Origin of the sequence: Actinomadura roseirufa (genome assembly GCF_900659635.1) — a bacterium.
Classification (GTDB): Bacteria; Actinomycetota; Actinomycetes; order Streptosporangiales; family Streptosporangiaceae; genus Spirillospora; species Spirillospora roseirufa.
Genome location: NZ_CAACVB010000450.1, coordinates 1 through 4,018 on the forward strand (window position 1 = coordinate 1; position 4,018 = coordinate 4,018).

At 74.6% G+C, this 4,018-nt stretch carries 3 protein-coding genes; all 3 read right to left on the minus strand.

The features are described from left to right. The coding region (locus tag E1291_RS39855) for an FAD binding domain-containing protein (RefSeq protein WP_207401209.1) at positions 1–256 on the minus strand (256 nt) is incomplete at its 3' end. Next, positions 253–1,719: a uracil-xanthine permease family protein gene (locus tag E1291_RS39860; RefSeq protein ID WP_131743184.1), complete on the minus strand. Its 1,467-nt coding sequence runs from the start codon at positions 1,717–1,719 to the stop codon at positions 253–255. The genes E1291_RS39855 and E1291_RS39860, both read right to left, overlap by 4 nt. A gap of 192 nt (positions 1,720–1,911) precedes the next feature. Further along, the gene (locus E1291_RS39865; protein WP_131743185.1) at positions 1,912–3,723 is read right to left on the minus strand and encodes a PucR family transcriptional regulator; all 1,812 of its coding nucleotides are present in this window, start codon (positions 3,721–3,723) and stop codon (positions 1,912–1,914) included. Between the last annotated feature and the right edge of the window lie 295 nt (positions 3,724–4,018).

Below are 4,018 nucleotides of genomic sequence, written 5' to 3' on the forward strand. Positions count from 1 at the left end.
CCTCCGCCGAGCGCTCCACCCGGGCGTGCCGGGCGAGCGCGCCGACGCGCACGCCCGCGGGGCCCGCCTCCAGGGTGTCCAGCCCGGCGACGCGGTTGATGTCGACCAGGTCCGACGGGGCGGCCAGCCGCATGTTGAGCAGCGGGATGAGGCTCTGGCCGCCGGCGAGCACCTTGCCCGCCGGGGCGGCGGCGAGCGCGTCCAGCGCCTCGCCGAGGGCGCGCGGCGCGTGATAGCCGAACGGCGGCGGTTTCATCGGCGCCCCTCCCCGCGGCCCCGGTCGCCGGGCGGCCGCCGGACCGGCCCGCCGATCTCCCGCTCGCCGGGCGCGATCACGCCCCCGCCCGTCCCCCGCGCGCCGGGGGCCAGCGCGTTCAGCGCGTGGTAGCCGACCAGCACGGCGATGGTCCCGAGGGCGATCCCCTGCAGCGGGAAGTCTCCGGTGACGCGCAGTGTCACGTTCCCGATCGCCAGGATGACGCCCGCCGCGACGGGGACGAGGTTGACGGGGTCGCCGAAGTCGACCCGGTTCTCGATCCAGATCTTCGCGCCGAGCAGGCCGATCATGCCGTACAGCACCACCGTGATCCCGCCGAGCACCCCGCCCGGCGTCGCGGCGACGAGGGCGCCGAACTTCGGGCACAGCCCGAACAGCACCGCGACGGCCGCGGCGACGTAGTAGGCGGCGGTCGAGTAGATCCGGGTCGCGGCCATGACCCCGATGTTCTCGGCGTAGGTGGTGGTCGGCGACCCGCCGACGGCGGCGGCGAGGACGGTGCCGGCGCCGTCGGCGGCGATCGCGCGGCCGAGCACCGGGTCCAAGTCGTCGCCGGTCATCGCCGCGACCGCCTTGACGTGCCCGGTGTTCTCGGCGACGAGCGCGATCACCGGCGGCAGCGCCAGCAGGATCGCCGAGGTCGTGAACCCCGGCGCGTGCAGGGGAGGCAGGCCGAACCAGTCGGCGGCCCGCACCGGGGCGAGGTCCAGCCGGTCGTGCGGGAAGGCGGTCGCGACGCAGTACGGGCCCTCCACCGGGCAGGGCCGGCCCGCCGCGTCCAGCAGGTGCTTTCCGGGGAGCACGGAGGTGATCTCGCCGGACGCCGCGTCCAGCAGCCAGGACAGCGCGAACCCGAAGACCAGCGCGAGCAGGATCGAGACGCGCGCCCAGAAGCCGCGCAGCAGAACCGTGCACACGACGGCGAACGCCAGCGTCGCCAGGGCGACCCACTGGTCCTGGGGCCAGTAGACGGTGGCGACGACCGGGGCGAGGTTGAACCCGATGAGCATGACCACCGCGCCCGTCACCACCGGCGGGAACACCCGCTGGACGATCTCGCCGCCGAGCACGTGGACGAGCGCCCCCACGGCCGTGAGGACGGCCCCGGCGACGAGGATGGCGCCGGTCACCGTGGCGCTGTCGCCGCCGGCGGCGCGGATCGCGGCGACCGCGCCGACGAACGAGGCGCTCGTGCCGAGGTAGCTCGGCACCCGGCCGCCGGCGACCAGCAGGAACAGCGCGGTCGCGATCCCGGACATCATGATCGACAGGTTGGGGTCCAGGCCCATCACGACGGGGAACACGAACGTCGCGCCGAACATGGCGACCACGTGCTGGGCGCCGATCCCGGCGGTGCGCGGCCACGACAGCCGCTCCCACGGCGCGACGACCTCGCCGGGCGGCGGGGTCCGCCCGTCGCCGTGCAGCTTCCAGCCGATCATCCGGCCTCCCGTGGGTGCTCGTCCGGCCCGGCGGCGCGCCCGCCCGTGCGGGCAAAGGAGATCTACCCATACGGGCGGGCCTCGGCGACATCTGCCAAACGGCGCCGCACCGGCCGGGAGCACCGGCCGCGCGGATCAACCTCCCGTTCACCCGCGCGTGCTAACGGGGCGCCGCCGGGAGCGGCGTCGTCCTCAGATGCCGCGCATGCGCAGCACGTGGAGGGCGAGGGTGAGGTTGAGCCGCAGGTGGGCGTCCTCCGTGAACGCCCCGAGCATCCGCTCCAGCTTCCCGATGCGATAGCGGAGCGTGTTGTAGTGGAAGTGGAGCCGCCGGGCGGTCTCGGCGACGTTGAGGTTGGTCTCCAGCAGCACCTGCAGCGTCCGGCGCAGGTCGACCAGCTCCGGCTCGTCGTCGGCGGCGAGCTCGCCCAGCGTCTCGCGGACGAACGCGTGCAGTTCCTCCGGATCCGACACCAGGCTGAGCAGCCGGTACACGCCGAGCTGGTCGAAGTGCGCGCGGGCGCCCGCGCCGTGGAGCTGACGGCCCACCCGGACGGCCTTGACCGCCTGCTCGTACGCCTCCGGCAGCGCCGCGGGGGAGGCCACCACGCGGCTGATGCCCGTGGAGAACGTCCGCCGCACCGGCAGGTGCTCGGCGAACACCGACGACGCCTCCTTGACCATCGCCTGGACCGGTCCCGCGGCCAGTTCGGCCGGGTCGCCGCCGTCGGCGCCGATCACCGCCACGACCTCGTGCGCGAAGCTCGCGACCGCGGCGCCCCGGTCGTGCCGGCGGACCGCCGCCGTCCAGGCCGCGGCCAGCCGTTCCTGCGCGGACCGCTCCTCGGCGCCGCGCACGCCCCGTCCCGGGGCGTCGGCCGGCTCGACCCGGCCGCGGACGGCGGGACGCCCGTTCACCCGGGCGTCGGTCTCGGCGCCGGGCCCCTGGGAGCCGGGTCCGGTGCCGGGTCCCGCGCCGCGCGGACGGCCGTCCAGCTCCGCCACGACCACCATCATCGGGCGGTCGAGGTCCCAGCCGAACCCGTCGCAGTGCGCGACGACCCGGTGGTCGTCGCCGGCGCGGCCGGCGAGGATGTCGCGCAGGAAGTCGGCGCGGTACTTGCTCTCCACCGCCGCGACGGCCTGCTGCTTGGTCACCACCAGGGCGGCGACGGTCGCGGCGCGCTCCAGAATCCCGAGATCGGTGCCGCGCAGCGTGCCCGCCGGGCTGAAGGCGATGATCCGGCCGTGGTCGAACCCGCCGGCCACGACGGGGACCACCAGGTGGTCGGCGGTGCCGTGGGCGCCGGCGATGCCGCAGCCGCCGCGGCCGCACGCGGTGTGCCGGCCTGCGTCGAACGCCCGCATCGCCTGGACGTGCTCGTCCGGCCCGGCGCCCGCCAGGACGCGCTGCTCGCCGTCCAGGACGACGACCGCGACGTCCAGCAGGGTCGCGACCTCGTCCACGACCTCCTGCAGGCCGCCGCCGCACAGGACGATCTGGACCAGCGCGCGGTGCACCTCCTCGGTGCGCGCGAGCACGGCAGCCTGCCGGTTGAGGATGTCGGTCAGGACCTGGTTGAGGATGTCGTCGAACCCGACGTCGTTGGGGAGCAGGATGAGCGGGAAGCCGCGCCGGTCCGCCTGGGAGATCATCTCGGCGGGCAGCGCCTCCAGGTAGCGGCCGAGCTTGATCGCCAGTGCCGCCAGGCCCCGCTCGTCCAGGTCGGCGACCAGGTTGTCGAGCGACTGGGGGGTGTTGCGCAGGGGATAGCCGGTGGTCAGCAGCAGCTCGTTCGACTTGACCCACGACAGGATGTCGGGGACCTCCATCACGTTGAGCCGCTGGACGATGCGCTCGAGCCCGGCGCGCCCGGCGATGAGCCGTGCGCCGTTCAGGGTCGAGACACCGAGGACCTCGCCGACCGACAGGCCGTAGGTCAGGGTTCCGGTACTCGCGAGCCGGAGGGCCGGTGGGCCCGGGTCCGCGCTGGTGTAACTCATGCCAGGGGTCACCTCGCCTTGGTGGTGCGTACATCGCCCGTTACGGCGTGATCGCTACCGATGCCTGATCAACAGTGACAACAAAGACGAACGATGACAACCATCCTTGGCACCTTTCCCCATACGACCCGTGCGAGGGCGGGTCTACCGTTCCGGCAGAGGGCGGGCCGTCCGCACCGCGGCGGCATCCCCCACCGGCCTCGGGAGGATCAGTGACTGCCCTCGTGCGCGAACCGGTCCCGCTGCGGCCGGGGGCGCGTCCCCCGGCGGCCGGCGCGGCCAGCCTGGCGCTGCG